Consider the following 6,910-nt stretch of genomic DNA (forward strand, 5'->3'; position numbering starts at 1 on the left):
AGGCCTATCCGCACAAGTTCAACCGCACGCACGATTCCAAAACGCTCAAGGAAAACAAGGAAGCCCTGATGGCGTCGGGCGAGGAAGTCGCCTTCGCGGGTCGCGTTGTCCGCTTCAACCGCAAGGGAAAGATGTGCTTCATGCACCTGAAGGACCGCTATGGCCGCCTGCAGGTGGTTTGCGCCCGCGACGAGGTGGGCGAGGAAAACTACGAAGTCGTCAAGATGACCGACCTCGGTGACTTTATCGGCGTGAACGGTTTCATGTTCGAGACGCAGACGGGCGAGTACTCCGTGCACGTGAAGAAGGTGACGATGCTCAGTAAGGCCGTGCGTCCGCTCCCGGTGGCCAAGGAAAAGGTGGACGAAAACGGCAACAAGGTTGTGTTTAACGAGTTTGCCGACGTGGATACCCGTTACCGCCAGCGTTACATCGACATGGCCTTGAACGACGACGTGAAGGAAGTCTTCATCAAGCGTTTCAAGATTCTGCAGGCTATCCGCGAATACTTGATTGAAAAGGGATTCATCGAAGTCGAAACTCCGACGCTCCAGCCGATTTACGGCGGCGCGAACGCCCGTCCGTTCACCACGCACCACAACGCCTGCGACATGACGCTCTACCTGCGTGTGGCTCCGGAACTCTATCTGAAGCGTTGCATCGTGGGCGGCATGGAAAAGGTTTTCGAATTCTCCAAGAACTTCCGTAACGAAGGCATGGACCGCACCCACAGCCCGGAATTCACCGGCCTCGAATTCTACGAAGCCTACGCCGACTACAATGACATGATGGTGCACTTCGAAAACATCTACGAACGCGCTTGCATTGCGGCCAACGGCACCACCAAGATTGACTATCAGGGCAAGGAAATCGACTTCAAGGCCCCGTGGCCCCGCTACAGCATGATCGAGGCTATCGAGAAGTTCGGCGGCCTCAAGGTCAACGAGATGAGCGACGACGAAATCAAGGCCAAGATGGAAGAGCTGGGTGGACATCTGGATGGTGAATTCAGCCGCGGCCGCGGTATCCTCGAACTGTTCGAGCTTACCGTGGAAGACAAGCTCATCCAGCCGACGTTCATCAAGGACATGCCCACCGAAAGTACGCCGCTCTGCAAGAAGCACCGCACTATCGAAGGGCTCATTGAACAGTTCGAGCCCTACGCTAACGGATGGGAACTGGGCAACGCCTATACCGAACTTAACGACCCCATCCGTCAGCGTGAGCTCCTGGAAGACCAGGTGCGCCGCGGCCGCGGTGGCGAAGGTGAAACCCACCCCATGGATGAAAACTTCATGCACGCTATCGAATCTGGCCTGCCTCCTACCGGCGGCGTGGGATTCGGTATCGACCGCATGGTCATGCTCCTTACCAACCAGCAGACCATCCGCGACGTGCAGCTCTTCCCGCTGATGAAGCCCGAAGCGTAGCTTCGCAGTAGACAGTGGTTAGTGGTTAGTAAACAGGATCTCGTTCAGGTTTGTAATGGCTCAGAGTTATAAGGACTTAGTTGTTTGGCAAAAAGCGATTGATTTAACAGTCGCTGTTTACCAATTGACAAAACGGTTCCCTAAAGAAGAATTGTTTGGGCTTGTTTCTCAGATGAGGAGAGCTTCTGTTTCGATAGCAAGTAATATTGCTGAAGGTGAAGGTCGTAAGTCTAAAAAAGAATTTGCACATTTTTTAGGCATTTCTTTAGGATCCAAGGCTGAACTCGAAACGCAATTGATTTTGTGTGAACGAGTAGGTCTAGCTTCGAATTCAGAGATATCTTTTTTAAAATGTTCATTAGATGAGGTTGGGAAGATGCTGGCCAAACTCAAGGAAAGGCAGAATTCCAAATCCAAAGAATCCTAACCACCAACCACTAATCACTAACCACTACTTCCTATGAATAAACTTGAGTGGCTCATCGCCTGGCGTTACTTAGGGGCTCAGCGTAAGAGTCTCTTTGTCTCGCTGATTGGCATTTTCAGTATGCTCGGAGTTTCCATCGGCGTGTTTGCGCTGGTGGTGGCCCTTGCCGCAGTGAACGGCTTCGAAGAAGAAGTCACGGCCCAGATGATTGGTAAAGACGCACACTTCGAAGTGATGGCTTACAACGGCGATTTCATTGCGCCTTACGATAGCCTTATGAATGAAGTTCGCGACCACGACTCCCGCGTGGTGGCGTCGTCTCCGTTCATCATTTACAAGGTGGGCGTGAGCTCCAAGAAGGTGAATGACGGCATTGTCATTTACGGTATCGATGCTGAAACCGCCAAAGGCGTGACCGACATCCATAAGTACATCAAGTGGGGCAACTACTCGGTCGATAGCCTCGAAGACTTGAGCGGCGCTCTCCGCCCGGGAATTATTCTCGGTTCAGGCCTTGCCAACAGGCTTCGTGTGGTGGTGGGCGACAAGCTTGTGCTCCAAACATTCCAGAGCCCGGACGCCATGGTCACCAGTGGTGGCCCGAAGATGATGATGTGCGTGGTGAGCGGCATCTTTGAAACGGGTACCTACGAATACGACGGTAACCTTGCTTACGTGGGCATCCCGGAATTGCAGAAGTTGCTTGGCCTGGGTGACGTGGTGACGGGTATCCAGTTCCGCTTGAACAATCACTGGCTTGCTGGCGATGCTGTCGACAGCCTTTCCAGCTGGCTAGGCTACCCCTATTATGCGATGGATTGGAAGACGAAGAACATCACGCTGTTAAAGTGGATGAACTACGAAAAGTTCATTGTGGCAGCGGTGATTTGCCTGATCATCTTGGTGGCTGCTTTCAACATCATCAGTAGCCTTATCATGGTTGTCATCGACAAGACAAAAGAAATAGGCATTCTCCGCAGCATGGGCTTCAGCAAGGCGGGCATTATGCGTGTGTTTATGCTCATGGGAAGCTTTATCGGCGTGGGCGGCACGATTGTCGGCGGCACGATTGGCCTGGTGCTTTGCAAGCTGCAAGAGGCTTACCACTTCATCAAACTCCCGGGCGATGTCTACGTGATTCCCTACTTCCCGATTTCGGTGCATATCATTGATGTTCTTTTGATTTTTGTCATTGGCATTGCGCTATGCGTGGCGGCGACACTTCTCCCCGCATGGAAGGCTAGCAGGCTCGACCCCGTAGGAGCGATTAGACATGAGTAGAAGTAAACAGTGGTTAGTGATTAGTAAACAGGATGGATTGTTTCAGATATTTCCTAACCACCAACCACTAACCACTAACCACTAACGTATGCCAATGAGTTTATTACAAACCATCGATCTTCGCAGAGTTTTCTCCGAGACGGGTGAAAAGCTTGAGATTCTCAAGGGCGTGAACTTCTCCATGGATGAAGGCGAACTAGTGGCCCTCACGGGATCTTCGGGTTCGGGCAAGTCAACGTTCCTCAATCTGGTGGGAATGCTTGATACGCCAACGTCGGGTGAAATCCTTTTTAAGGGCAAGGCGCTTTCCAAGTTCAACGATGCCGAGCGTGACCATTACCACCGCGTGCAGGTGGGATTCGTTTTCCAGTTTCATCACTTGCTGAGCGAATTCACAGCGATTGAAAATGTCTGCGTGCCGGGGCGAATCCTCGGGACGTCGGATGCGGAATGCCGCGACCGTGCAGCGATGCTTTTGGAAACGGTGGGCCTCAAGGACCGCATGAAGCATTTGCCCAGGGAACTCAGCGGTGGAGAACGCCAGCGCGTGGCAATTGCCCGAGCGCTCATGAATCACCCCGATTTGGTGCTTGCCGATGAACCGAGCGGCAACCTGGACGAGGCGAATTCCGCAATGCTTAATGAATTGATAGGCGAACTCAACGAAAAGTTCAACCAGGCTTTCTTGATTGTGACGCATGACGAAAAATTGGCTAGTTTTGCAAAAAGACGTGTCGTGATGCACGGCGGCGTCATTCAGTAGCTTAAGGAGAAATATGTCAGATATCAACGGTATTTTTTCGAAGAAAGCAAAGGCCGTGTTGCAGGCAGCCCGTATTGCGGCCCGCAACTTGGGTAGCGACAGTATAACAACGGAACACCTGCTCCTAGGCCTTGTTCGTGAAGATTCTGGTTTCGCGGCAGAGACATTGCATGCACTCAATGTCAACTTGAATGATTTGGGTGAAAATATCCAGCGCTCGCTCACAACGAACGGCGGCATTATGACGGTGGGGGATTCCCGCGGGTCGCTCCTTTCGTTTACGGCACGTTGCAAGGCAGCCCTTTTTAATGCTGCAAAGATTGCGAAAGACGAAGGCGACCAGTACATTGGCCCTGAACATCTGATGCTTGCGATTTTGCAGCAGACGGAATCTCCCGCAGCAGGGACTCTTTCGACATTTGGCGTTTCCTTTGAAAATTTTGAAAGTGCTCTGCGTCAAATCAAGAATGAGGCGATGAACGGTCAGTCGTCTGGTGAAGATGCGGAAGGTGACGATGGACGGTTTGTAAATGGTCGTGGAGATACACGCCAGCAGGTTCGTGCACAATCGCGTTCCAAGACGCCTATATTGGATCATTTCGGTCGTGACTTGACGGCACTTGCCAAGCAGGGCAAACTTGATCCGATTATTGGACGTGGTCGTGAAATTGAACGCCTGATTCAGATTCTTTGCCGCCGCAAGAAGAACAATCCTGCTCTCATTGGTGAACCGGGTGTGGGTAAGACCGCCATTATCGAAGGTCTTGCCCAGAAGATTGTCCAGAAAAAGATTCCCGAGCTTCTGATGAATAAGCGTGTGGTGACGCTTGACGTGGCTGCAATGGTCGCCGGTACCAAGTACCGCGGTCAGTTCGAAGAACGCGTGAAGGGTCTGATTATGGAACTTCAGCGCGTGGACAATTCGGTGATTCTCTTTATTGATGAATTGCATACCATCGTGGGTGCAGGCGGTTCCGAAGGTAGCCTCGATGCGAGCAACATTTTTAAGCCGGCGCTTGCCCGTGGCGAGCTCCAGTGCATTGGTGCGACCACCATTGACGAATACCGCAAGTACATTGAGAAGGATGCTGCCCTGGAACGCCGCTTCCAGACGATTGTGGTGAATCCGCCCAATTCCGAAGATTCCATCCAGATTCTGGACGGACTGCGTCCAAAGTACGAACAGCACCACAAGGTGCATTATACGCCCGAAGCCATTCGCGCTGCGGTGACTCTTGCCGAACGTTACATCACCGATCGTTTCTTGCCCGACAAGGCAATTGATGTGCTCGATGAAGCCGGTGCACGTGTTCGTCTGAATTCCATTCGCACTCCGCAGGACCTGAAGGAAATGGAAGACGAACTTGCCGCAGCGACGCAGAAAAAGGAAGAAGCCATTGCGGAACAGCAGTACGAAACGGCGGCATCGCTTCGCGACAAGATTGAAGAATTGACCAACCGCATCGAGGAACGCCGCGAATCCTTGAACAAGGAAGATTCCGCTGATTATCCCGTTGTCGATGAGAACGAAATTCGCGACTGCATCAGCAAGATGACGGGGATTCCTATCAGTCGCCTCGCCGGTGAAGAGACCCAGAAACTTTTGAAGCTCGGCGACGAAATCAAGGAGCGCGTGATTGGCCAGGACCAGGCTGTTGATGCCGTGGTGAAGGCGATTCGCCGCACCCGCGCGGGCATTCGTGACACCAGGCGCCCGATGGGAAGTTTCCTATTCCTTGGACCGACGGGTGTGGGTAAGACTGAGCTTGCGAAGGTGCTTTCACAGAGTCTGTTTGGCAGCGAAGATTCCATGATCCGTATCGACATGAGCGAATACATGGAAAAGCATAGCATTAGCCGCCTGATCGGTGCTCCTCCGGGATACGTGGGCTTTGAAGAAAGTGGCGGACAACTCAGTGAAAAGGTGCGCAAACGCCCTTATTGCGTTGTGCTCCTCGATGAAATTGAGAAGGCCCATCCGGATATCTACAACCTGCTTTTGCAGATTTTGGATGACGGTATCCTTACCGATAGTTATGGCCGAAAAATCAACTTCAAGAACACCATCATCATCATGACGAGTAACGCTGGCGCTCGCGAAGTACGCCATAGTTCTGGCATGGGATTCACCAAGATGGGCGAGACCGACGACTACGAACGCATGGAAACGGCGATTCGCGAAGAAGTCAAGCGTGTGTTCTCTCCGGAATTCTTGAACCGCATCGATGAACAGATCGTGTTCCGTCCGCTTTCCAAGAAGGATCTCACTTCGGTGGTCGATATCCAACTTACATCTCTTCAGAAGAACTTGTCCGAACGGGGAATTCTTCTCGAAGTATCGGAAGCGGCCAAGGAATTTATCGTGTCGAACAACTATGATTCTGCGTTGGGCGCGCGCCCCATACGCCGCTCGATCCAGAACCTGGTAGAAGACGAAATTGCCGAAGGCTTGCTCCTTGGAATCTACAAGGACTTCTCGACAATCTCCATCGATGTCGAAAACAACAAGCTCAAGTTCACCTCCGAGGCATTACCTAGTTAGGAATGTGAAGTGTGTGGTGTGTAATGTGTAATGAATTTAATTTCACATTACACACTACACATCCCACATTTTTTATATTTACCCGCGAAAAAATTCAACAATCAAACCCAAGAGGTTATCACAATGGCTAAAATTCCTGCAGTTCTTATCTTCGGCGCACCGGGTTCCGGCAAGGGTACCGTCGGCGCAAAGCTCGCTGCTACCACTTCCCTCAAGCACATTTCCACGGGTGACATCTTCCGTGGCATTGCTCCTTCCAGCGAATCCGGCAAGCTCCTCGCTTCTTACTCCAGCAAGGGCCTCTTGGTTCCGGACGAAGCCACTGTCGAAATTTTCGGCCGCTTCATCGAAGGCCTCATCAACACGAACAAGGTGAACCCGGACAAGGATACCCTCCTCCTCGACGGTATTCCCCGCACGGTTGCCCAGGTCAAGCTCATCGAATCCGTCGTCGACGTGAAGCACAT

General features: G+C 52.0%; 6 protein-coding genes. All 6 read left to right on the forward strand.

Translation table 11 applies throughout. From position 1 onward, the window contains the following. A partial coding sequence (lysS, locus tag ACKI61_RS07510) for a lysine--tRNA ligase (protein ID WP_407457127.1) occupies positions 1 to 1,430 on the forward strand: 1,430 nt, incomplete at its 5' end. Between the two features lie 55 nt (positions 1,431 to 1,485). Continuing rightward, entirely contained in the window at positions 1,486 to 1,857 is a 372-nt protein-coding gene (locus tag ACKI61_RS07515) for a four helix bundle protein (protein ID WP_407457128.1), read from the forward strand. 33 nt (positions 1,858 to 1,890) lie between these two features. Continuing rightward, positions 1,891 to 3,138 carry an FtsX-like permease family protein gene (locus ACKI61_RS07520; RefSeq protein WP_407457129.1) on the forward strand — a complete coding sequence of 416 codons (1,248 nt, stop codon included), beginning with the start codon at positions 1,891 to 1,893 and terminating at the stop codon, positions 3,136 to 3,138. 88 nt (positions 3,139 to 3,226) lie between these two features. Beyond that, positions 3,227 to 3,901, forward strand: a complete 675-nt coding sequence (locus ACKI61_RS07525; protein WP_407457130.1) for an ABC transporter ATP-binding protein — start codon at positions 3,227 to 3,229, stop codon at positions 3,899 to 3,901. Between the two features lie 13 nt (positions 3,902 to 3,914). Continuing rightward, positions 3,915 to 6,443 (forward strand): ATP-dependent Clp protease ATP-binding subunit, encoded by a 2,529-nt coding sequence (locus ACKI61_RS07530; protein WP_407457131.1) that lies wholly within the window; start codon positions 3,915 to 3,917, stop codon positions 6,441 to 6,443. Positions 6,444 to 6,566: 123 nt separating this feature from the next. Further along, positions 6,567 to 6,910 (forward strand): nucleoside monophosphate kinase (locus tag ACKI61_RS07535; protein ID WP_407457132.1); only part of this gene is annotated, 344 nt, incomplete at its 3' end.

This window comes from Fibrobacter sp. (assembly GCF_045601785.1).
Lineage (GTDB): Bacteria > Fibrobacterota > Fibrobacteria > Fibrobacterales > Fibrobacteraceae > Fibrobacter.